This is a genomic window from Frigidibacter sp. ROC022, from assembly GCF_024723735.1.
In the GTDB taxonomy this organism is placed as follows: Bacteria; Pseudomonadota; Alphaproteobacteria; order Rhodobacterales; family Rhodobacteraceae; genus SLM-1.
In genome coordinates this window covers 442875-463846 of the sequence record NZ_JANQDU010000004.1, presented here as the reverse complement: position 1 = coordinate 463846, position 20972 = coordinate 442875, and the positions used below count along the sequence as shown (strand labels likewise).

The 20972-nt window shown below is 66.0% G+C and carries 21 protein-coding genes; 5 read left to right on the top strand and 16 right to left on the bottom strand.

Features of this window, described 5'->3' with window-relative positions; all coding sequences use genetic code 11:
- Positions 1-103: 103 nt before the first annotated feature.
- Positions 104-508, top strand: a complete 405-nt coding sequence (gene mce, locus NUW50_RS18185) for a methylmalonyl-CoA epimerase (RefSeq protein WP_258290583.1) — start codon at positions 104-106, stop codon at positions 506-508.
- Positions 505-783 (top strand): DUF1467 family protein, encoded by a 279-nt coding sequence (locus NUW50_RS18180; RefSeq protein ID WP_258290582.1) that lies wholly within the window; start codon positions 505-507, stop codon positions 781-783. Before mce ends, NUW50_RS18180 begins: the two co-directional genes overlap by 4 nt.
- An 11-nt stretch (positions 784-794) precedes the next feature.
- Here NUW50_RS18180 and NUW50_RS18175 read toward each other — a convergent pair whose 3' ends face one another.
- From NUW50_RS18175 to NUW50_RS18145, 7 genes are all read right to left on the bottom strand, one after another.
- Positions 795-947, bottom strand: coding sequence for a hypothetical protein (locus NUW50_RS18175; protein ID WP_258290581.1), 153 nt, complete (start codon positions 945-947; stop codon positions 795-797).
- 27 nt (positions 948-974) lie between these two features.
- Positions 975-1766 carry a phosphodiesterase gene (locus NUW50_RS18170; protein ID WP_258290580.1) on the bottom strand — a complete coding sequence of 264 codons (792 nt, stop codon included), beginning with the start codon at positions 1764-1766 and terminating at the stop codon, positions 975-977.
- A complete protein-coding gene (locus NUW50_RS18165; RefSeq protein ID WP_258290579.1) occupies positions 1763-2572 on the bottom strand; it encodes a carbohydrate ABC transporter permease in 810 nt (269 codons plus the stop codon). The genes NUW50_RS18170 and NUW50_RS18165 overlap by 4 nt, the downstream gene beginning before the upstream one ends.
- A complete protein-coding gene (locus tag NUW50_RS18160) occupies positions 2569-3462 on the bottom strand; it encodes a carbohydrate ABC transporter permease (RefSeq protein WP_258290578.1) in 894 nt (297 codons plus the stop codon). Before NUW50_RS18160 ends, NUW50_RS18165 begins: the two co-directional genes overlap by 4 nt.
- Positions 3463-3525: 63 nt before the next feature.
- Complete coding sequence (locus NUW50_RS18155) at positions 3526-4797, bottom strand: ABC transporter substrate-binding protein (RefSeq protein WP_258290577.1); 1272 nt, start codon at positions 4795-4797, stop codon at positions 3526-3528.
- 47 nt (positions 4798-4844) lie between these two features.
- Positions 4845-5864, bottom strand: a complete 1020-nt coding sequence (locus NUW50_RS18150) for an ABC transporter ATP-binding protein (RefSeq protein WP_258290576.1) — start codon at positions 5862-5864, stop codon at positions 4845-4847.
- Entirely contained in the window at positions 5861-6640 is a 780-nt protein-coding gene (locus NUW50_RS18145) for a DeoR/GlpR family DNA-binding transcription regulator (RefSeq protein WP_258290575.1), read from the bottom strand. The genes NUW50_RS18150 and NUW50_RS18145 overlap by 4 nt, the downstream gene beginning before the upstream one ends.
- Before the next feature lie 236 nt (positions 6641-6876).
- Between NUW50_RS18145 and NUW50_RS18140 the strand changes: the two genes are divergently transcribed.
- Positions 6877-7761: an HAD-IIA family hydrolase gene (locus tag NUW50_RS18140; protein ID WP_258290574.1), complete on the top strand. Its 885-nt coding sequence runs from the start codon at positions 6877-6879 to the stop codon at positions 7759-7761.
- A 55-nt stretch (positions 7762-7816) separates the two neighbouring features.
- Here NUW50_RS18140 and NUW50_RS18135 read toward each other — a convergent pair whose 3' ends face one another.
- The 3 genes from NUW50_RS18135 to NUW50_RS18125 all read right to left on the bottom strand — a co-directional run bounded on the left by NUW50_RS18135 (position 7817) and on the right by NUW50_RS18125 (position 9236).
- Positions 7817-8203 (bottom strand): IS66 family transposase, encoded by a 387-nt coding sequence (locus NUW50_RS18135; protein WP_258290573.1) that lies wholly within the window; start codon positions 8201-8203, stop codon positions 7817-7819.
- 77 nt (positions 8204-8280) lie between these two features.
- A complete protein-coding gene (locus NUW50_RS18130; RefSeq protein ID WP_258290572.1) occupies positions 8281-8424 on the bottom strand; it encodes a hypothetical protein in 144 nt (47 codons plus the stop codon).
- A gap of 236 nt (positions 8425-8660) precedes the next feature.
- On the bottom strand, positions 8661-9236 hold the full coding sequence (locus NUW50_RS18125) for a nitroreductase family protein (protein ID WP_258290571.1): 576 nt from the start codon (positions 9234-9236) through the stop codon (positions 8661-8663).
- A gap of 124 nt (positions 9237-9360) precedes the next feature.
- On the opposite strand from NUW50_RS18125, the gene cobF reads away from it, so the two are divergent.
- Positions 9361-10140, top strand: coding sequence for a precorrin-6A synthase (deacetylating) (gene cobF, locus NUW50_RS18120; protein ID WP_258290632.1), 780 nt, complete (start codon positions 9361-9363; stop codon positions 10138-10140).
- A 139-nt stretch (positions 10141-10279) separates the two neighbouring features.
- On the opposite strand, the gene NUW50_RS18115 is transcribed toward cobF, so the two are convergent.
- The 4 genes from NUW50_RS18115 to NUW50_RS18100 form a co-directional block, all read right to left on the bottom strand.
- Positions 10280-12094 carry an ABC transporter ATP-binding protein gene (locus NUW50_RS18115; RefSeq protein ID WP_258290570.1) on the bottom strand — a complete coding sequence of 605 codons (1815 nt, stop codon included), beginning with the start codon at positions 12092-12094 and terminating at the stop codon, positions 10280-10282.
- A 1-nt stretch (position 12095) separates the two neighbouring features.
- A complete protein-coding gene (locus tag NUW50_RS18110) occupies positions 12096-13043 on the bottom strand; it encodes an ABC transporter permease subunit (protein ID WP_258290569.1) in 948 nt (315 codons plus the stop codon).
- A 13-nt stretch (positions 13044-13056) separates the two neighbouring features.
- Complete coding sequence (oppB, locus tag NUW50_RS18105; RefSeq protein WP_258290568.1) at positions 13057-13980, bottom strand: oligopeptide ABC transporter permease OppB; 924 nt, start codon at positions 13978-13980, stop codon at positions 13057-13059.
- 74 nt (positions 13981-14054) lie between these two features.
- The gene (locus NUW50_RS18100) at positions 14055-15683 is read right to left on the bottom strand and encodes a peptide ABC transporter substrate-binding protein (RefSeq protein ID WP_258290567.1); all 1629 of its coding nucleotides are present in this window, start codon (positions 15681-15683) and stop codon (positions 14055-14057) included.
- A gap of 279 nt (positions 15684-15962) precedes the next feature.
- On the opposite strand from NUW50_RS18100, the gene NUW50_RS18095 reads away from it, so the two are divergent.
- On the top strand, positions 15963-16400 hold the full coding sequence (locus NUW50_RS18095; RefSeq protein WP_258290566.1) for a globin domain-containing protein: 438 nt from the start codon (positions 15963-15965) through the stop codon (positions 16398-16400).
- 15 nt (positions 16401-16415) lie between these two features.
- On the opposite strand, the gene NUW50_RS18090 is transcribed toward NUW50_RS18095, so the two are convergent.
- Entirely contained in the window at positions 16416-17234 is an 819-nt protein-coding gene (locus NUW50_RS18090; RefSeq protein ID WP_258290565.1) for an HpcH/HpaI aldolase/citrate lyase family protein, read from the bottom strand.
- Positions 17235-17339: 105 nt separating this feature from the next.
- A complete protein-coding gene (locus NUW50_RS18085) occupies positions 17340-20972 on the bottom strand; it encodes a hydantoinase B/oxoprolinase family protein (protein WP_443135120.1) in 3633 nt (1210 codons plus the stop codon).

The window sequence follows — 20972 nt, the reverse complement described above, 5'->3', positions numbered from 1 at the left end:
GCCCCGCAGCGCCCTGCCCGGCCCTGCGACGACAGTGCGCTTGAAGCCCGCGCCGTCCCGCGGGATAAGCGGGAGGAGCCACCCCGGCCCGGGAGCCCTGCCGATGATCGGTCGCCTCAATCATGTTGCCATCGCCGTGCCCGATCTTCAGGCCGCCGCGGCGCAATACCGCGACACGCTGGGCGCCAGGGTGGGCGCACCGCAGGACGAGCCCGAGCACGGGGTGACGGTGGTGTTCATCGAACTGCCCAACACCAAGATCGAGCTTCTGCACCCGCTGGGCGATGCCTCGCCGATCCAGGGATTCCTGGACAAGCAGCCCTCGGGCGGCATCCACCACATCTGCTACGAGGTCGATGACATCCTGGCGGCGCGCGACCGGCTTCTGGCCAGCGGCGCCCGGGTGCTGGGCCCGGCAGAGCCGAAGATCGGCGCCCATGGCAAGCCGGTGCTGTTCCTGCACCCGAAGGATTTCAACGGCTGCCTGATCGAACTGGAGCAAACATGAACCCCTTTACCGCCACCCTGCTCTACCTGGGCATCTGGTTCCTGACCGTCTTCGTGGTGCTGCCGATCGGCCTGCGCACACAGGGCGATGACGGCAGCATCGTGCCCGGCACCCATGCCGGCGCCCCGGCCAACTACCGGTTCCGCCGCATGTTCCTGAGGGTGACCATCGTCGCCACGGTGATCTGGGCGCTGATCGTCTACATGCTGCTCTTCACCGATGTCTCGGTGCATGACATCGACTTCTTCCACCGCATGGACCCGCCGAAGGGCTGAGCCGCAGCCGGTCAGCCGGGGCTTGCCCGGTCGGCCGCGTCGAGCCGGTGGTAGATATGGGTGAAGGTCGCGGCGCCGGCCCGGCCCAGGCGAACAGCCCAGATGAGGAGGGCAGCGGCCCCGGCAATGTGAATCAGGATCCGGAGCGCGTGTGGTTCGCTCAACGTTGTTGTCTATCCGTTGGTCGGGGATCAGAACGGGAAAGGCCCTGATCCGGCCACCGGCTCGATCGTGACCGTCTGGAATTGCCCGTTCCATCGGTGCAACAGGCAGCCACCTTCCTGCCGCAGGAAACCCACGGGCGCCTCTGGCCGCCGGTCAAAGGCGAACAAGCTGGCGGGTGCCGGCGCCGAGATGGCAACATGGCCCGCCAGGTCGCTGACCATCATCCGGTGGATATGGCCGCACAGGATGCGCAGCGGACCGCGGTAATCCGAGAGGATTTCACACAGGGCGTCACGGTCGGTCAGCCCGATCTTGTCCATGAAGCCGATGCCGGTGAAGAAGGGCGGATGATGCAGCCCCAAGAGAACCGGAGCGCCAGCTGCCTGCGACAGTGTTTCCCTGAGAAAGTCGAGGCTCTCCTCGCCCAACCGTCCGGCGCCCTGTCCTTCGACCAGCGTATCCAGCCCGATCATCTGGACGTCACCGACACGGTGCGTCCAGTTCAGCGGACCGAATTCCGGCATCGTCTCGGCAAAGGCGGCCCGCATTGGTTCGCGCGCGTCGTGGTTGCCGGTCAGGACATGGGTTGGCAGGCCCAGCGGCGCGACGAGCGACTTGAATTGCTCGTAGCTCTTGTCGCGCCCGTCATCGGTCAGATCCCCTGTCACCAGCAAGGCGTCAACCGGCCCGATCTGGTCGCGGATGTCCGTGATCCGCTCGACTAGCCGCGAAAGCGCCGCAACGGTATCCAGCCGACCCGAAACCAGTTCGCCCCGGGGCACGACATGGGTGTCGGATAGCTGAAGGATCGCGGTCACTTGATCCCTGCCCGCAGGAACGCCTGCACGAACTGCCGCTGGAAGATCAGAAAGGCAATCAGCAGCGGCGCAATGGACATCATCGTTGCCGCCGAAATGATGCTGATATCAACTCCGTTTTCCGGCGCGCCGAAAATCGACAGGCCAACCGTCAGGGGGCGCGTATCGGGCGAATTGGTGACGATCAGCGGCCAAAGGAAGTTGTTCCAGTGCGTCGATACCGACACCAGCCCATAGGCAATATAGGTGGGCTTGGCCAGCGGCACATAGACCCGCCACAGGATGCCGAGCAAGCCGCAGCCTTCGATCCGCGCGGCTTCATGCAATTCGATGGGCACGCTCTTGAACGATTGTCGCATCAGGAAAATGCCGAACGCACTGGCCATGTAGGGCATACCGACGCCGAGGATCGAGTCGAACAATCCCAGCCGCGAAACCATGGCATAGTTTTCCACGATCAGCACTTCCGGCAGGATGAACAACTGCATCAGGACCAGAATGAAAACGAAGTCCTTGCCGGGAAAATCCATCTGCGCAAAGGCAAAGCCTGCGAGGGTCGTGAGGATGAACTGCCCGACCAGGATCACTGTTACCAGCAGGAACGTGTTGACGAAATATTGCAGCCATGGCGCACCGGCCCATGCAACGCGGAAATTGTCGAAGGTCCACGGCGAGAACAGTTTCAGATTGACGGCATCGGACGTGGAATGCGTGGCCGCCCAGAAGGCAAACAGAAGCGGTGCAACCCAGATGATCGCCAGCAGGATCGCGCCGAAACTGTCCAGGAATTTGGTCAGGCCCTTCATTGGTAATGCGTCCTTCTGTCGAGGTAGAGGAACTGGATTGCGGCCACGATGCCCAGGACCGCGATCACGAGGATCGTCAGGGCAGCTGCGCTCGGCGAATCGAAGAAGGCGAAGGCCAATTCCCAGATGTAGTAGAGGATCAGCTTGGAGGCGTCCGAAGGTCCGCCCTTGGTCAGGATGAACAGGTGGTCGATCAGCTTGACCGAGTTGATCATCGCGTTCACGGCGATGAACAGCGTCGTGGGCATCAACAGGGGCAGCACGATGCGTCGGGTATAGGTCCAGCGGCTGGCGCCCTCGATATCCGCGGCTTCCTTCAGATCCTCGGGGATCGTTTGCAGTGCCGCGAGATAGAAGATCATGAAGAAGCCCGATTCCTTCCAGATGGTCACGATGATGATGGCCCACAGCGCCGTTTCCGGCTGGCCCAGCCAGTTGACCGAGGGCAGGCCGAACAGGCTGCCGATCTGATCGAATACGCCAAGACCGGGAGTGTAGAAGAACAGCCACAGATTCGCGGCGGCGATCATCGGCAGAACGGTCGGCGTGAAATAGGCCGTGCGCACGAAGCTGCGGGCGCGGATTTTTCCGTTTGCCCAGAGAGCCATGGCCAGCGCGATGAAGATCGACACCGGGATCGTGACGCCTGCGTAGAGAAGGTTGTTCTTCACCACGGTCCAGAAGGTCGGATCCTCGAACAGATAGGAATAGTTTTCGAAGCCGACGAATTCGGACGGGTTGCGGCGCGTGCCTCGGGAAAACAGGCTCGACCACAGGGTCGCGACGGACGGATAAAACGCAAACAAGGTCAACAAAACGGCCGCGGGCGACAGCATGAGCCATCCGTAAATGGCCTGCCTGCGGCGTTTGAGCTTGGCATTGGCTGACATGGCGCGTCTCCGGCGGGTGGGCAGACGGGCCGGCGCGGAGTGCGCACCGGCCCGTTCATGTGGTTACTGGTAGGCGCGCAGCAGACGTTCTGCCGCTGCCTGAGCCTCGGCGAGCGCCTCGGCCGGTTCCTTGGCGCCGGTCAGCGCGGCCTGGATCGCGTTGTTCAGACCTTCGCGCACGCGGGCGGTCTCAAAGGTCGAGAATTCCGCGACAGCGACTTCAAGCTGGTCGCGCGCCACGAGGGCAGGCGGGAATTCCTCGGTGTAGGCCTTGAGCGCCTCGGTCTCGTATGCCGCGGGCGACACGCCCATGTAACCCGTCGCGATCGACCATTCGGCCGCCCGTTCAGGCGAGGTCATGAACTGGATCAGCTTCAGTGCGGCAGCGCGTTCCTCGTCGGTCGTGTCCTTGAAGATGTAGAAGTTGCCGCCACCCGTCGGCGAGCCGGGGCGCACATTCGCGGGCAGCATGGCGACACCGAAATCGAATGTCGCGGCATTCTTGACCGCCGTGAGGTTGCCGGTGGAATGCCACATCATCGCGGTCTGGCCTTCGAGGAATGCCTGACGCAGGGTGCCCCATTCGACCGTGCCCTTGGGCATGATGCCGTGTTCGGTCGAAAGCGATTTCCAGAATTCCAACGCTTCCACGACAGCCGGATCGTCGAAATAGGTGGTCAGACCGTCACCCGACATAAGCTCCTTGCCGTTCTGGATCGCCAGCGCCTGGAACATCCAGTAGGGATACCCCGTCGAAGGGATCATCAGCCCATAGGTGTCGTCGGTCGTCAGGGCCTTGCCCATTTCGACCAATTCGTCCCACGTCTTGGGCGGAGATTCCGGGTCGAGACCCGCGGCGCGGAACATGTCCTTGTTGTAATAGGCGACGATCGTCGAACGCTGGAACGGGATGCCCCATGTCTTGCCTTCGATCCGGCCGTTGGCCATCAGCGCCGGATAGAAGCTGTCCAGCCACTCCTTGTCGGCCTCGGTGGTGGCGACATCGTCGAACGGGATGATGATATCCTGTTCGATCAGGTCATAGGCGTCGATCGAGAACATCACCGCCAGCTGAGCGGGCTCGCCCGAGGCCAGCGCGGACAGGGCGCGCACGCGCGTGTCGTCATAGTTGCCCGAATAGATGGCGTTCACCTTGATATCGGGGTTCTCGGCTTCGAAATCGGCAACGATCCCGTCAACCACCTCGGTCAATGCGCCCCCGACGGCAATCGGGTAGTACATGGTCAGTTCGGTTTCGGCACTCGCCGAAGTCGCGAGGCCAACCGCCATCGCGGCGGCGAGTCCCAGTCCTGCTGTTGTCGAATAAAGTCTCATCTCTCTCTCCCTTGATGTTGGGTCCCGGTGTAGCGGCGGGCGATCACCTATCCCGCCAGCCTCTGTCCCGCAGCGTCAAAGACGTGCAGGTTTTCGTCGTCGAATGTGATGTCGATTTCCGTGCCCTCGGGCACGAGCGAAAGCCCCGGCTTGAGCACGCAAAGCCCCGATGCGCCCTCATGGGTCAGCCCGATCAGTGTTTCGGCGCCCAGGAATTCGCTTTCGTTGACAGTGCAACGCAGCCGCCCTTCGCCCTTTGGAACGATGCGGATATCCTCGGCCCGGATCCCGATGGTCCTGTCGTCGCCGAAGCCATCCAGGACAGACGATTGGAGCAAGGCCATCGGCGGCGCCCCGACAAATTCGGCCACGAAGGTATTGGCAGGCTTGCTGTACAGGTCGTCGGGCGCGCCCACCTGCTGGATATGGCCGTCCCGCATCAGCACGACGGTATCGGCCATGCTCATGGCTTCGGTCTGGTCATGGGTGACATAGATGACCGTGATCCCCAGATCCCGTTGCAGCTTCTTGATGTCCTTGCGCACAGCGTTGCGCAGCTTCGCGTCGAGGTTGGACAGGGGTTCGTCCATCAGGCACAGCTTTTGCCCCGCGATAATGGCGCGGGCGAGCGCTACGCGCTGGCGCTGGCCACCGGACAATTCGCCGGGCTTGCGGTTTTCGAGACCCAGCAGTCCGGTAATTTCCAGGGCGCGCGCCAGTTTCTCCTGCCGCTCCGCCTTGGGGACACGGCGAACCTTGAGACCAAAGACGACATTTTCGGCAACGGACAGATGCGGAAACAACGCGTAGGACTGGAACACCATCGACAGGTTCCGTTCCGAGGCGGCGGCGGTCGTCACATCCTTGCCGTCTATGACAATCCTTCCCTCGTCGGGCTCTTCGAGCCCCGCCAGAAGCCGAAGCGTCGTGGACTTGCCGCAGCCGGACGGCCCCAGAAGCGCGGTAAAGCTGCCGGCCGGAATATCCAGCGTGATGCCTTCGACACCCAACTGACCGTTCCAGCGCTTGGCAACGCCGTCGAGCTTCACAAAGGGGGGTGTTGTCATCTTGGTTGTCCTTCAGCCACAAGTAGTCGTTCTTCGATACTGGTCAGCAGTGGTGCAAAACGATCATCCGGCCGTCGGTCGATGATGACATGATCCATGTTGGCAATATTGTCGCCCAGGGCGGGCGCCATACGTCCGAACTTGGACCAGTCGGCAACGAGAAGAGAGTGTCGCGCGTTCTTGCAAATCTTTTGTCTCACGCAAACTTCAGAAGTGTGAAATTCGAGCAAGCCACCGTCCTCCGCGATGCCGGCGGCACCAAAGACAGCAAAATCGGCGCGAAACCGGCCGAAGAAGTCCAGAACATCGTTGCCCAGAATGTCACGATCCGGCAGCCGCACCTCGCCGCCGGGCAGGATGATCCGGTTCGAGACCTCCTCGCTGAGCGCCATCGCCGCGCTCAGGTTGTTGGTAATCACGGTCAATCCCTTGCGGCGACCTAGCGCCTGCGCCACGCTCAGAGGTGTCGAGCCGATGGAAATGAACAGCGTGGCGCCGTTCGGGATCAGCTTGGCCGCCGCTTCTCCGATCGCGCGTTTCCCGGTCTGGTTCGTGCCTGCGCGCAGGTCGAAGGGGATGTTCAGGAATTCCTCGCTGAGTTCGATACGCCCATGCATGCGGCGCATCATCTTGTCCTTGCACAGAACGTCCACATCGCGCCGGATCGTCTGCATGGAGACGTTGAAGCGCTCGGCCAGCGCCCCGACGGTTACAACTCCCTGTTCCATCACAAGGGCAGCAATAGCGTCGCGCCGTTGCTGTTTCCTCGATGCCATGCGCCTCCCCCAGGCGTTGATTCCCTTGTGAGATTAGCGACGGAAAACGCCAAAAACAACACAAGTTGCACCAGTTTGCACACAAACCGCGCTTCGATCTCACTGTTATTGCCATAATCGGGGCGTAAACGGAACGATCAGCGCCGGTTTGTGTTGTTTTGTTGTTTTGGCTTTCACAAAAGGCGTTTTGCCACTAGAGGCCTGACCGTTGAGAACCAGAGTTGCAGCGAGACCACATGCTGACCACGCAATCGATTTTCGATCGGTACCAAGAAGTTCGAGCTCGCTTTCCCAAAGTCGCCCCCCGCGTTGGTTCGACCGATATCGGATCGCTTCTGGACATATCCGGCGAGGTGGATGCCTTTGTTTTCGATGCCTTTGGCGTGTTGAACGTGGGCGAGACGCGGATTCCGGGCGCGGATATTCGGCTGGACCAGTTGCGGGAACGCGGCCATGCCATTCGTATTCTGACGAATGCGGCGAGCTATGATCGCCGCGGTGCCATTGCCAAGTTCAAACGCCTCGGCCTGCATGTCGAGGATGAGGAAATCATCACCAGCAGAGAGGCCGCGCTGTTGCATGTGGAGGGCGGGCATTGGGGCATCATCGCGGCGGATTCCGATGATCTGAACGATCTGCCCGTGCCTGCGACGCGGCTGAAGGATGACCCCGCCGCCTATGATCGTGTCGATCACTTCCTTTTCCTGTCCTCTGCCGACTGGACGCGGGCACGTCAGGGCCTGCTGATGGAAGCCATGCAGAGGCGGCCGCGCAAGTTGTTCGTCGGGAATGCCGATCTGGCGGCGCCCCGTGATGAAGGGTTCTCGCTGGAACCCGGCCATTTCGGTCACGAGATCGCTGACCGTTTCCCAGAGCATGTCCGTTTCTTCGGCAAGCCCTTTCCCGAGGTCTATAATCTGGTCGAAGCGTCGCTGCCGGGTGTGCCCGCAGACCGTATCGCCATGTGCGGGGACACGCTGCATACCGATATCCTCGGCGCGGCCGCGCGCGGTTGGCGAACCGTGCTTGTCACGCAGGACGGATTGTTCGCGGGCTTTGATCCCGAGCCTTTCTCGCAACAGGCACGGCTCTTCGCTGATTGGCGCCTCAAACGGATCTGAAAGACATCGGCCGGTGCGGTTGATCGTGTCGGCCGGCGTGAGACGCATACAGCGCTCATCGCCGCGCGACGGCGCAGTTCCAGGGCATGAGATCGTCGATGCGGCTTCCGGGATGATTGTCGAGCAACGCGCGCAACGCGTCGGAGAGGCAGCTGACCCGATCGACGTCGCACATCCTGCAGTTCGCGATCAGGCTGGCGAGCAATGCCCGGTTTTCTGCGCCGACCTCGTGCCCGGCAATCCGGCGCAGGGCTTCCCCGACAATCGGTGAGCCGTCCTTTTCCTGGCGCTTCACGAACCGCCGACGCACATGGGGCCGGCAATGGACGAGGCTCCATGGGCCCGCAGGCCGCACGGTCTTGGCGAGCTTGTCATAGGCTTCATGGCCGTCGCATTGCACGCACCGCCCGCGATAGCCCTCGAGGACTCGAAGCGCATGCACGGCGCAGCCTCGGCCCCGGCGAGGCGGGCCTTCAGAAGCGCGTTCTCGGTTCCCCCGCACCCGCGGGGATAGACCCATCATTCGCGTCCTTGCAGCCTGTCGGCCACCGCCTCGACCAGCGGCGTCGGCTTCAGCCGGGGATAGTGCCGCGCCGCGACGGCATCGGCGACATCGTCGAGGACCATCGAGGTGATCGCCGAGGCGACCGGCACCATCAGCACCGCCGAGAGCACCAGCAGGAACAGGATCGAGCCCCAGTGCAGCGGGTCTCCGACCCGGGTGACGGTGCCGACGACGGGCAGGCTCAGCTGTTCGGGCTGCAGCAGGCCGGTCCGCCAGAGGACCCCGGCTCAGACCGCGAAGAGCAGCGCCACCGTCAGGGCAAGGCCAAGCCCCGGCACCCGGGCGAAGCGCGGGTCGCCCAGCCGGCCCGGGGCGCGGAACAAGGCGCCGAAGATCACTCCCTGCGCCAACTGGTCAGCGCCGCGACGTCGGGGCGCGGCCGGTCGGCCGGGATCGGGCCGGTGCCGATATGGATCAGGCCGGCAATGCTCTCGGTCTCGGCGAGGTCCAGCAACGCGGGCAAGAAGCGGCGATCATGCGCGGCCCAGCCGGTCACCCAGCCGGCGCTCCAGCCCGCGGCATGGGCGGCATGGAGCAGTTCCAGGCAGACGGCGCCGGCAGAGAGCGATTGCTCGATCTCCGGGGCTTTCTCGGAAGCTTTCGGGGCGCAGATGACGGCAACGGCCAGCGGGCTGGTGGCATAGATGGCGCCGGCCTTGGCGACGCGCTCGGACTCCAGACCCTCGGCGGCGCCGATCCGGGCGATCTCGGCGCCCAGATGCCGCAGCGCCGCGGCGTCGAGCACCAGGAAGCGCCAGGGCGTCAGCATGCCGTGGTCGGGCACCCGCGCGGCAAGGGTCAGAAGCTCGGTCAGCTCGGCGCGGTCGGGCGCCGGGGCGGTCAGCAGTTTCGGCGGCGTCGAGCGGCGCGTGGCCAGGAAATCGAGCACGGGTCGGTTCCGATCGGGCATGGGGTCCTCCAGTTCGCGCGGCACCCTAATACCAGCGCGGAGCCGATGCCAGATGGCACGGCGGCAAGGGCCCGCCCCCCGCGCCGCGCTTGACCTCGGCGCCCGGCGCGGGCACATCGCCGGGATGACCGCACTGCCCTTTCCCATCGAACTGGACCTGATCGGCATCGGCTCGGGCAATCCCGATCATGTCACCCGGCAGGCCGTCGCCGCGATCAACGCGGCCGATCTGATCCTGCTGCCCCGCAAGGGCGCGGCCAAGGACGATCTGGCCGAATTGCGCCGGGTGATCCTGGGCGCCTGCCTGACCAATCCGGCCACCCGGGTGGTGGAATTCGACCTGCCCGCGCGCGCCACCGGCCATGCCGATTATGCCGGCGGCGTCGGGCTCTGGCACGACCAGATCGCCGAGGCCTGGGCCGGGGCCCTGCGCGGGGCCGGTCCGGCGCCGCGGGTGCCGGTCCGGGTGGCGCTGCTGGTCTGGGGCGACCCGTCGCTGTTCGATTCCAGCCTGCGCGTCGCCAGGCGCCTGACCCCGGCGCCCAGGATTCGCGCCCTGCCCGGCATTTCGGCGCTGCATGCGCTGACCGCGGCACATGCGATCCCGCTCAACACCACCGGCCAGCCGGTGGTCATCACCACCGGCCGCCGGCTGCGCGAACGGGGCTGGCCCGGCGAGGCCGACAGCGTCGCGGTCTTCGTCGATGCCGACGGCGCCTTCCGGCACCTGCCGCCCGAGGGCATCCGGATCTGGTGGGGCGCCTATGTCGGCATGGCGCAGGAACTGCTCGACCATGGCCCGCTGGCCGAGGCCGGGCCGCGGATACTCAGCGCCCGCGCCGCGGCCCGGGCCCGGCACGGCTGGATCATGGATCTCTACCTGCTGCGCCGGACCGGCGACTGACCGCCCCGGCTCTTTGCCTGGCAAATACTCCCGCCGGAGGCACCCGCCGGCACCACCCGCGCCGCGGGCCCGGTCTCACTCCCCGGAATGCACATGACGACGCCCGGCCCCGGCCGGCCCGAGGCCGGGCGTGCCCGGTTCAGCCGGCGGCGAGGATCGCCTCCAGCGGGTCATGCTCGGCCACCCAATGGCCCGGCGCCACCTGGTCGAGCCGGGGGACATAGTCGCGCTGGCCCGAGGCCAGCCGCGACGGCAGGAAGCGCAGACCGGCGCCGGGGTCCAGCGGCGAGGGCAGTTCGCCCGGCAGCCGCAGCCGTTGCCTTGTCCGTTCCAGCCGCGGGTCGGGGATCGGCACCGCCGAGATCAGCGACTTGGTATAGGGATGCTGCGGCGCGCCGTAGATCGCGTCGCGGTCGGCCAGTTCAACCACCCGGCCCAGATAGAGCACCATGATCCGGTGCGAAATCTCGCGCACCACCGAGAGGTCATGGCTGATGAAGACCATCGCCATGCCCAGATCGGCCTGCAGGTCCTTCAGCAGCCCGATCACCTGGGCCTGGATCGAGACGTCCAGCGCGCTCACCGCCTCGTCGCAGATCACCAGCCGGGGCCGGTTGACCATGGCCCGCGCGATGCCGACCCGCTGGTTCTGGCCGCCGGACAGCTCGTGCGGGTAGCGGTTGAACAGCGCCGGTTCCAGCCCGACCCGCTCCATGATCTCGACCACCCGGAGCTTGCGCTCCTTCGAGGTCAGGCCGGGCTGGAAGGTCTTCAGCGGTTCGGCGATCGAGGCCGAGATCGTCATCCGCGGGTTGAGGCTGGCCAGCGGGTCCTGGAAGACGATCTGCAGATCCTTGCGGCGCGGCACCAGCTGGCGCTTGCTCAGCCCGTCCACCGATTGCCCCAGCCAGGCGACCGAGCCATGGGTCGGCGGGATCAGTTCCAGCACCGCCCGGGCCAGGGTGCTCTTGCCGCAGCCGCTTTCCCCGACGATCCCCAGGGTCTCGCCCTGATGCAGCGTCAGCGAGACACCATCGACGGCGCGCAGCGCCACCGTGCGGCCGAACAGCCCGCCCGGAACCCGCATGTCGAAATGGACCTTCACGTCGCGGGCTTCCAGCACCACCTCCGCCGCCTCGGGCACCGGGGTCAGCGGCCGGGTCCGGTCGGGCCGGTCGAGCCGCGGCATCGCGTCGATCAGCAGCCGGGTATAGTCGTGCTGCGGCGCGTGGAAGATCGCGTCGGTGGCGCCCTCTTCCACCACCTCGCCCAGCCGCATCACCAGCATCCGGTCGCACATCCGCGCCACGACGCCCATGTCATGGGTGATCAGCGCCACCGCGGTGCCTTCCTCCTTCTGCAGCCCGGCGATCAGGTCGAGGATCTCGGCCTGCACGGTCACGTCCAGCGCCGTCGTCGGCTCGTCGGCGATCAGCAGCCGCGGCGACAGGAGCATCGCCTGGGCGACCATCACCCTTTGCCGCATCCCGCCCGAAAGCTCGTGCGGATATTGCCGCAGCCGGCGTTTCGCCTCGGGGATCCGGACCCGGTCGAGCCAGTCGAGACAGGCCTTCTGCGCCTCGGCCCCGGAGATGCCGCGATGCTGCGACAGCACCTCGGCCATCTGGTCGCCGATCCGCAGATGCGGGGTCAGCGCGGTCAGCGGGTCCTGAAAGATCATCGAGATCACGTTGCCGCGAATCCTGTTCTGTTCGGCCTGGCCCAGCGTCAGCAGGTCCTGCCCGTCGAACAGCACCCGGCCCCGGGCGGTGCCGTTGTCGGCCAGCAGGCCGAGCGCCGCCAGGAAGCTCTGCGACTTGCCCGAGCCGCTTTCGCCGACCACGCCCAGGCATTCGCCCGCCGCGATCTCGCAGTTCAGTCCCTTGACGGCGGGGATCACCCCGTCGGCGGTGGTGAAATCGACCCGAAGGTCCTGGATGGAAAGCAAGGCCATGTCAGCGATCCTTGGGGTCGAGCGCATCGCGCAGACCGTCGCCGATGAAGAACAGCGAGATGATGGTGAGAAGGAAGAAGGTCAGCGGCACCAGAAGCTGCCAGATCGTGCCATAGGCGATGGTGCCGGCACCTTCCGAGATCAGCCGGCCCAGCGAGGTGGCCGGTTCCTGAACGCCGAGACCGAGGAAGGAGATGAAGCTTTCGACCAGGATCATCTCGGGCACCAGCAGGGTGGCATAGACCACCACCACGCCCAGCAGGTTGGGCAGGATGTGGCGGATGATGATGGTGAAGCCGCCGACGCCGCCGGCCTGGGCCGCCTCGACGAATTCGCGGTGCCGCAGGCTCAGCGTCTGGCCGCGCACGATCCGCGACATCGCCAGCCACGAGGTGGCCCCGATGCCGATGAAGAGCATGTAGAAGGAGCGGTCGAACATCACCATCAGAAGGATGATGATGAACATGTAGGGCACCGCGATCAGGATATCGACGGCGCGCATCATCGCGCCATCGACCCAGCCGCCGACATAGCCCGACACGGCGCCGTAGAGCGTGCCGATCACCACCGCGACGAAGGCCCCGACCAGCCCGACCAGCAGCGAGGTTCCGGTGGCCTGGATGGTCCGCGAATAGAGATCGCGGCCGAGATCGTCCAGACCGAAGTAATGCCCGGTCTCGATCGAGGGCCGGCCGGCGGTGGCGATGTCGCCCATCCGGCCCCAGTCGATCTCCTCGTTCGACCAGACCGCGAAGCTGGGGCCGATCAGCACGAAGGCGATGACCAGTATCAGCACCACCAGCGCCCCGACGGCGGCCTTGTTGCCGAAGAACCGGACCCTTGCGTCGAACCACAGCGAGCGGCCCCGGATCGCCTCGGCCTGGCTCAGCCTCTCGGTCAGGCGCTCGGCGGTATCCTCGAGCGATTTCGAATATTGCGTGACTGCCATCTGACCGCTCCCCTCAATACCGGATCTTCGGATCGACCCAGGCATAGGCCACGTCGACAACCAGCGAGAACAGCACCGTCAGCGCACCGTAGAGGATCGTCACCCCCAGCATCACCGCATAGTCGCGGTTGAAGGCGGCGTTGACGTAGTTGAGCCCGATGCCGCCGGTCGAGAAATACATGTCGATGATGACCGAGCCGGTGATCATCGCCACGAAGACCGGGCCGAGATAGCTGAGCACCGGCATCAGGGCGGGTTTCAGGGCGTGACGCCAGAGAATCTTCCGGGTCGGCAGGCCCTTGGCCCGCGCGGTGCGGATGAAGTTGGAATGCAGGGTCTCGAGCATCGACGACCGGGTGATCCGCGCGATCGAGGCCATGTAGCTGGTCGAGAGCGCGATCACCGGCATCACCACATATTGCCACTGCCCGCCGTTCCAGCCGCCGCCGGGCAGCCAGCCCAGTTGCCAGGTGAAGATGATCACCAGGATCGGCGCCATGACGAAGTTCGGCAGGGCCTGGGCGCTGAAGGTCACGCCGACCGCGATGTAGTCCAGCAGCGTGTTGTGCCGCACCGCCGCAAGGACGCCGAGCGCCACCCCGACCACAGTGGCCAGGACGAAGGAAATGGTTCCATAGGTCAGCGTCACCGGGAAACCGGTGGCGATCACGTCATTCACGTCGCGGTCCTTGTACTGGAAGGACGGCCCGAAATCGAAATGGAGGAGGATCCCGGTCAGGTAATCCCAGAGCTGCACGAAGAGCGGCTGGTTCAGCCCGTACTTGGCCTCGATATTGGCCAGGACCGAGGGCGGAAGCTTGCGCTCCGAGGTGAACGGTCCGCCGGGCGCCGCATGCATCAGCAGGAAACAGATGATGATCAGCAGCAACAGCGTCGGAATCGCCACGAGAAGGCGACGGAAGATGTAGCGAAGCATGAAACCCCCTTCAGGATGGCCGGAGGGCCCGGCCCCCGGAAGGGGACCGGACCAGAGACGCGATCGGATCGCGGCTATTCGGCTTTCTTGTAGAGGTCTTTCGAGTACCAGTTCTGCTCGACGTTATTGACCGGCCAGTTGCCGACGTCGGTGTCCAACATGTAGACCCCGGCATAGTGGTAGATCGGGATGATCGGCGCCTGTTCGGCGATGATCTGTTCGACTTTGGTGTAGAGCGGCTGCGGATCGTCCGCGGTCTTGGCCTCGTTCATCAGGGCGTCCACCTCGGCATTCGAGAACTTGCCGTCGTTGTAGCCCGAGTCGGTCGTCATCAGGTCGAGGAAGGTCGAGGCCTCGTTGTAGTCCCCGCACCAGGCGCCGCGGGCCAGGTCGAAGTTCTGGTTGCCGCGCTCTTCCAGGAAGGTCTTCCATTCCATGTTGGCGATGGTCGCCTGCACGCCCAGCTTCTGCTTCCACATCTGGCCAAGCGCGACGGCGATCTTCTCGTGCGCTTCCGAGGTGTTGTAGATCAGGTTGACCGACAGCGGTTGATCGGGGCCATAGCCCGCTTCCGCCATCAGTTCCTTGGCCTTCGCGTCACGCTCGGCCTGGGTCATGCTGGCCGCCGGGACGTCCGGAACCGTGAAGCCCGCGGTGGCCGCCGGGGTGAAGGTATAGGCTTCGGGCTGGCCGCCGGCGAGGATGTTCTCGGTGATGATCTTGCGATCCACCGCAAGGCTCAGCGCCTGACGGACCCGCACGTCCTTGACTGCTTCCTGGCCCGAGGGCGAGAGGTTGAAGGTGTAGTAGTAGTTGCACAGCCGCGGGAAGCTGATCGCCTCGTCCGGGTATTCCTTCTTGAGCCGCGGATACTGCCCGGCGGGCACTTCGGTGCGGTCCAGCTCTCCGGCCAGGTAGCGGGTCAGCGCGACGTTCTCGTCATTGATGACCAGCGCCACGACCTTGTCGATGATCGTATGCTCGTTGTCCCAGTACATCGGGTTGCGCTCGCGCACCGAGCGTTCCTGCGGCACATGCTCGGTCAGCACATAGGCGCCGTTCGAGACGATGTTGCCGGGCTTGGTCCATTCGGCGCCGTATTTCTCGATCACCTTCCTGGGCGCCGGGAAGGTCGAGGCATGGGTGGTCATCAGCGGGAAATAGGGGATCGACTGCGACAGATGGACTTCCAGCGTGTGGTCATCGACCGCCTTCACGCCCAGCTGGTCCACCGGCATCTCGCCGGCGATGATCGCCTTGGCGTTCTCCAGCGCCATCAGCTCGCCGAACCAGGCGTAGGGCGAGGCCAGTTCGGGATCGACCAGCCGGCGCCAGGCATAGACGAAATCGCCCGCGACCACCGGGTCGCCGTTCGACCACCTGGCTTCGGGACGGAGGTGGAAGGTGTAGACGTCCTTGGTGTCGTTGGTCTCGTAGGAGGTCGCCACGCCGGGGACGAGGTTGCCGTCGGCATCCTGGTTGTAGAGCCCTTCGAAGAGGTCGCGGACGATTTCCGAACCCGAGACATCCTCGACGACCTGCGGATCGACCGAGGAATGTTCGTCGAGAACCCGATAGGTGAAGGTCTGATCGTCGGCCAGCGGTTCGCCTGTCACCGGGTGGGTGCCGGCCGCCAGCACCGGGCTGGCGAGGAAGGTCGACGCGAGCAGGCCTGCGATTGTCAGTCTTGCAGAAATCATCATGAGGTTCTCCCTTGTTCCAAGATACCGACCCAGGGGGCCGCAGCCCCCGAGTCGTTGGGTCCTTCCGGACCAATTCCGCCAGCTTGCCACTGCGCGACTGCGACGCAAGCCCTTCTTCGCGATTACCCTGCCGCGCCCCGGCGGAAACTGCGGCAGATCGTCCGACCCCCGGCACGGCTCCGCCGTGGCCTCTATAGGCTTTGTTTACCGGTTTGCCTTCATGAATTGGGGGCAAACGCGCGAAGGACTCACCATGTCACATCAAGCCAGGGGCACAGCATGTCCCTGATCGAGGATACCGATATCCGGCTGGTCCAGATCAGCTTTGCCCGCATCATCCCGATCCGCGACCATGCCTCGCAGCTGTTCTACGAGCACCTGTTCCGGATCGCGCCCGAACTGCGGCCGATGTTCCGCAACGACATAGAGCTGCAGGGCACCAAGCTGTTGGCGGCGCTCGGGATGATCGTCTATTCGCTGCGTGAGCCGCAGAAGCTGGCGCAGAGCGCCGCCGAACTGGGACTGCGGCACGCCGGATATGGCGTGCGGCCCCGGCATTTCGCCTATCTGCGCGAGGCCCTGCTGCAGATGCTCTCGGACGGGCTGGGCAACGCATTCGACGCCGAGACGCGCGACGCCTGGCAGCGGGCCTATGACAAGCTGGCGGGGCTGATGATCGCGCAGATGAGGCTCGCGGCGCCCAGGGCGATTGCCTGAGCGGTTCCGCCCGGCCTAGCGGGCGTCGTCCAGGATGCGCCGCGCCCGGTCGATCGCCGCCTCGTCGATCAGGCTGCCGTCGATCCGATAGGCGGTGCGCCCCTGCGCGCCCGACAGCACCCGCCTCGCCCAGTCGATCTCTTCCCGCGCGGGCGCGAACCCCCGGTTCAGCAGCGGCACCACGGTGGGATGCACGCAGGTCGCCCCGTCGAAGCCGAAGCGCCGCGCCTCCCGCGCCGCCGCCGCGATCGCCGCCAGATCGGTCAGGTCGGCCAGGGAACGCAGCAGACCGAAGGACAGCAGCCCCTCGGCCTTGGCGGCGTAATGCACCAGAAGCCGCGGCATCCGCAGCACTTCGGGATCGGCCACGGTGGCCCCCATGGCGGTGGCCAGGCTTTCGCCGCCGGTCAGCAGCCCCCGGACCCGCGGGCCGCGGGCGATGGCGCGGGCGTCCAGCACCGCGCCCGGATCCTCGATCAGCGCCAGCAGGCCGATCTCGGCCCCGGTCCCGGCTTCGGCCTCGGCCAGCGCCTGGGCCAGCGGCACCAGATCGCCGGCCGCCCGCACCTTGGGCACCACAAGCATCGTGACCCCGGCCGCCACCGCCGCGCGGGCATCGTCCAGATCGCCGGCATTGATCCGGACCATGACCTGCGCCCCTGCCGCGCCGACAGTCGCCACCGCCGCAGCCAGACCGGCCCGCGCCGCCTGACGGGCCTCGGCCGGGGCCGTATCTTCGAGATCGAGAATCACCGCATCGGCATGCCGCGCCGCCGCCTTGGCGACGAAACGCGCGTTGTCGGCGGGAACATAGAGCAGCGAACGCAGCTTCATCTCGGCACCCTCTTCCGCCAGACCGCTTTCGCCACCCTTAATTCCCTGACCCGTGCATGCAAGCAGGAACCTCGCGAACCGGGTCGGAAAACCGGCCCGGCCGCGTCAGACGGCGCCGCAGCCGCCACCGCCGGGGGTGCGCATCACAAAGACATCGCCCGGCGCCAGTTCGGCCTGATCGTTGCCCTTCAGGCGCTCGACCCGGCCATCGGCACGCTCGACCCAGTTCTCGCCGACCGCGCCCGGCCCGCCGCCATCCAGCCCGGCGGGTTGCGTGACCCGATGCGAGGACAGCACCGTGACCGTCACCGGTTCCAGGAACCGCACCGCCCGGTCAACGCCTTCGCCGCCCTTCCAGCGCCCGGCGCCGCCGGAATCGTGGCGGATCGCCATCCGTTCGACCCGGACCGGGAAGCGGCTTTCCAGCACCTCCGGATCGGTCATCCTCGTGTTGGTCATGTGGCTGTGCACCGCGCTGGCCCCGGCAAAGCCCGGCCCGGCCCCGGCGCCGCCGGCGATGGTCTCGTAATTCTGGAAATCGTCGTTGCCCCAGACGAAATTGTTCATCGTCCCCTGCGACCCGGCCAGCACGCCGAGGGCGCCGAACAGGCAATCGCAGATCGCCTGACTGACCTCGGTATTCCCGGCGATCACCGCCGCCGGATAGGTCGGGTTGATCATCGACCCTTCCGGCACGATCAGCCGCAGCGGCTTCAGGCAGCCCTCGTTCAGCGGAATGTCGCGCCCGATCAGGCAGCGGAAGACATAGAGCACCACCGCCCGGCAGATCGACAGGGGAGCGTTGTAGTTTCCCGGATGCTGCGGCGAGGTGCCGGTGAAGTCGATCTCGGCCTCGCCGCGCTCGGGATCGACCCGGATCGCCACCTTGATCTCGGACCCGTCGTCGAGCGGATAGGTGAAGGCGCCGTCCTTCAGGCTGCCGATCACCCGCCGCACCGAGGCTTCGGCATTGGCCTGGACATGGCCCATGTAGGCCAGCACGGTGTCGAGCCCGAAGCTGTCGATCATCCGCTCGATCTCGCGGATTCCGGTGGCATTGGCGGCGACCTGCGCCTCGAGATCGGCCAGGTTCTCGTCGGGATTGCGGCAGGGATAACGGCCCGAGGCCAGCAGCGCCCGGGTTTCGGCCTCGCGCAGGCGGCCCGCCTCGACCAGCCGGAAGTTGTCGATCAGCACGCCTTCCTCGTCGATATGGGTGCTGTCGGGCGGGGCCGAGCCGGGGGTGCGGCCGCCGATGTCGGCATGGTGCCCGCGCGAGCCGGTGTAGAACAGAATCTCGCCCGACTTGCCGAAAACCGGGGTGATCACCGTCACGTCGGGCAGATGGGTGCCGCCGTTGAAGGGCGCGTTCAGCATGAAGGCATCGCCGGGCTTCATCCGTCCCGCGTTCAGCCGCGCCACGGTGCGGACCGAATCGGACATGCTGCCCAGATGCACCGGCACATGCGGCGCATTGGCGACGAGATTGCCCCGGGCATCGAACAGGGCGCAGGAGAAATCCAGCCGCTCCTTGATGTTCACCGAATAGGCGGTGTTCTTCAGCGTCGCGCCCATCTGCTCGGCGATCGACATGAAGAGGTTGTTGAACACTTCCAGCAGGATCGGGTCGGCCTCGGTGCCGAGCGCGGCGCTGCGCTGCAGCTTTTCGTGGCGTTCCAGGATCAAGTTGCCCATGGCGTCGATCCGGCCCGTCCAGCCCGGTTCCAGTACGTTGGTGCCGGTGGGTTCCGAGATCACCGCCGGGCCGACGACCCTTGCGCCGGGGCCGAGCGTCGTGCGGTCATGGAGCGGCGCCTGCACCCATTGGCCGCCGGTATAGATGCGCAGATGGTCCAGCGGCGCCGGGTCGGCGGTTCCCTCGGGCGCGATGGCGACGGCGTCGGGGGTGGCCCCGGTGGCCTCGACCTCGATCATCTCGATCACCAGCGCCCGATCCGGCGCGGCAAAGCCGAAGCGGGCCCGATGCGCCGCCTCGAAGGCGCGGGTCATCGCGGCGGCGGGGCCGAAATCCACGTCCAGGGTCTGATGCGAGCCGGTGTAGCGCAGATGCGCGCGGGCGGTGACGGTGATGCGATCGGGCGCGATGCCCTGCGCCGCGACCTCGGCACGGGTCTCGGCGGTCAGCTCGGCGACCAGTTCCTCGGCCTCGGAGAGAGCGTCCAGCCCCTGCCCGAACTGACGCTCGCGGCTGGCGCCGATATCGGCCAGCCCCATGCCGAAGGCCGACAGAACCCCGGCGTGGGGGTGGATGAATATCCGCTCCATCCCCAGGGCATCGGCCACCAGGCAGGCGTGCTGGCCGCCGGCACCGCCGAAGCACTGCAGCGTGTAGCGGGTCACGTCATGGCCGCGCTCGACGCTGATCTTCTTGATCGCGTTTGCCATGTTCTCGACCGCGATCTTCAGGAAGCCCTCGGCGGTATCCTCGCAGGACAGCGGCGCCGCCCCGGTAAGGGTGGCGATCTCCTCCGCCATCTCGGCGAATTTGGTTTCCACTGCCTGCCGGTCCAGCGGCTCGTCACCACCCGGACCGAAGACGGCGGGGAAGTGTTCGGGCGACAGCTTGCCCAGCATCACGTTGCAGTCGGTCACCGTCAGCGGCCCGCCCCGGCGATAGGCAGCGGGTCCGGGATCGGCCCCGGCGCTGTCCGGCCCGACCTGATAGCGCCCGTCGCGGAACGCGAGAATGGAGCCGCCGCCCGCCGCCACGGTGTGGATGTCCATCATCGGCGCCCGCATCCGGACCCCCGCCACCTCGGTCTCGAAGCTGCGTTCGAAAGTGCCCGAGAAATGGCAGACATCGGTCGAAGTCCCGCCCATGTCGAAGCCGATCAGCCGGTCGAATCCCGCCGCCGCCGCGGTCCGCGCCATGCCGACGACGCCGCCCGCCGGGCCCGAGAGGATCGCGTCGCGGCCCTGGAACAGCGCCGCGTCGGTCAGCGCCCCGCTCGAGCGCATGAAATAGAGCCGGCCCCCGGCCCCGCCCAGCGGCCCGGCCAGCCGATCCACATAGCGGCGCAGGATCGGCGAGAGATAGGCATCGACCACCGCAGTATCCCCGCGCGCCACCAGCTTGATCAGCCGGCTGGCCTGATGGCTGGGGGTGATCTGGGTAAAGCCGACCTCGGCGGCGATTTCGGCGATCCGCAACTCGTGCGCCGGGTCCTTCCAGGCATGCAGGAATGCAATCGCGACCGAGCGCAGGCCCCGGGCATGGGCCGCCTGCAGGGCTTCCCGCGCCGCGGCCTCGTCCAGCGGCGCCACCTCGCGGCCATCGGCGGCCAGCCGGCCCGGCACCTCGGCGACCTCGCTGTAGAGCAGGTCCGGCAAGCGGATGTTCAGATCGAACAGGCGCGGCCGCGCCTGGGTGCCGATTCGCAGGAGATCGCGGAAGCCCTCGGTGATCAGCAGCAGCGTCGGGTCGCCCTTGCGCTCCAACAGCGCATTCGTGGCAACCGTGGTGCCCATCTTGACCGCGCCCAGAACCCCGGCCGGGATCGCCTGATCCGGCGACAGGCCCAGCAGACGGCGAATCCCCTCGACCGCGGCATCGGCATAGCGTTCAGGGTTTTCCGACAGGAGCTTCAGCGTGTGCAGCCCGCCATCCGGCGCCCGGCCCACCAGGTCGGTGAATGTGCCGCCGCGATCGACCCAGAACTCCCATTCGCCTCGCTGCACGATCCCGCCTTTCCGATCAACTGACGGCTTTGCTTTCAT

Bases quoted from the DNA above. Each gene is read 5' to 3' on its own strand.
- mce (WP_258290583.1), top strand. From the start codon at position 104: ATGATCGGTCGCCTCAATCATGTTGCCATCGCCGTGCCCGATCTTCAG.
- NUW50_RS18180 (WP_258290582.1), top strand. From the start codon at position 505: ATGAACCCCTTTACCGCCACCCTGCTCTACCTGGGCATCTGGTTCCTG.
- NUW50_RS18165 (WP_258290579.1), bottom strand. From the start codon at position 2,572: ATGAAGGGCCTGACCAAATTCCTGGACAGTTTCGGCGCGATCCTGCTG.
- NUW50_RS18160 (WP_258290578.1), bottom strand. From the start codon at position 3,462: ATGTCAGCCAATGCCAAGCTCAAACGCCGCAGGCAGGCCATTTACGGA.
- NUW50_RS18155 (WP_258290577.1), bottom strand. From the start codon at position 4,797: ATGAGACTTTATTCGACAACAGCAGGACTGGGACTCGCCGCCGCGATG.
- NUW50_RS18150 (WP_258290576.1), bottom strand. From the start codon at position 5,864: ATGACAACACCCCCCTTTGTGAAGCTCGACGGCGTTGCCAAGCGCTGG.
- NUW50_RS18145 (WP_258290575.1), bottom strand. From the start codon at position 6,640: ATGGCATCGAGGAAACAGCAACGGCGCGACGCTATTGCTGCCCTTGTG.
- NUW50_RS18140 (WP_258290574.1), top strand. From the start codon at position 6,877: ATGCTGACCACGCAATCGATTTTCGATCGGTACCAAGAAGTTCGAGCT.
- NUW50_RS18125 (WP_258290571.1), bottom strand. From the start codon at position 9,236: ATGCCCGATCGGAACCGACCCGTGCTCGATTTCCTGGCCACGCGCCGC.
- cobF (WP_258290632.1), top strand. From the start codon at position 9,361: ATGACCGCACTGCCCTTTCCCATCGAACTGGACCTGATCGGCATCGGC.
- NUW50_RS18115 (WP_258290570.1), bottom strand. From the start codon at position 12,094: ATGGCCTTGCTTTCCATCCAGGACCTTCGGGTCGATTTCACCACCGCC.
- NUW50_RS18110 (WP_258290569.1), bottom strand. From the start codon at position 13,043: ATGGCAGTCACGCAATATTCGAAATCGCTCGAGGATACCGCCGAGCGC.
- oppB (WP_258290568.1), bottom strand. From the start codon at position 13,980: ATGCTTCGCTACATCTTCCGTCGCCTTCTCGTGGCGATTCCGACGCTG.
- NUW50_RS18100 (WP_258290567.1), bottom strand. From the start codon at position 15,683: ATGATGATTTCTGCAAGACTGACAATCGCAGGCCTGCTCGCGTCGACC.
- NUW50_RS18095 (WP_258290566.1), top strand. From the start codon at position 15,963: ATGTCCCTGATCGAGGATACCGATATCCGGCTGGTCCAGATCAGCTTT.
- NUW50_RS18090 (WP_258290565.1), bottom strand. From the start codon at position 17,234: ATGAAGCTGCGTTCGCTGCTCTATGTTCCCGCCGACAACGCGCGTTTC.
- NUW50_RS18085 (WP_443135120.1), bottom strand. From the start codon at position 20,972: ATGAAAGCAAAGCCGTCAGTTGATCGGAAAGGCGGGATCGTGCAGCGA.